The sequence below is a fragment of the Secundilactobacillus silagincola genome (genome assembly GCF_002583405.1).
Lineage (GTDB): Bacteria > Bacillota > Bacilli > Lactobacillales > Lactobacillaceae > Secundilactobacillus > Secundilactobacillus silagincola.
Genome location: NZ_BCMJ01000061.1, coordinates 1 through 248 on the forward strand (window position 1 = coordinate 1; position 248 = coordinate 248).

Sequence of the window (248 nt, forward strand, 5' to 3'; positions counted from 1 at the left end):
GTGGATGCGACCAATAGGTCGCGTGATAGGAGAGCGTTCTAAGGGCGGTGAAGCTAGATCGTAAGGACTAGTGGAGCGCTTAGAAGTGAGAATGCCGGTATGAGTAGCGAAAGATCAGTGAGAATCTGATCCACCGAATGACTAAGGTTTCCTGGGGAAGGCTCGTCCTCCCAGGGTTAGTCGGGACCTAAGTCGAGGCCGCAAGGCGTAGACGATGGCCAACAGGTTGATATTCCTGTACTAGTAAG

Annotated in this window: 1 rRNA gene; it reads left to right on the forward strand. The window is 52.4% G+C overall.

Annotated elements, in window-relative coordinates:
* A 23S ribosomal RNA gene (locus CES82_RS12215) occupies positions 1–248 on the forward strand; the annotation flags it as partial.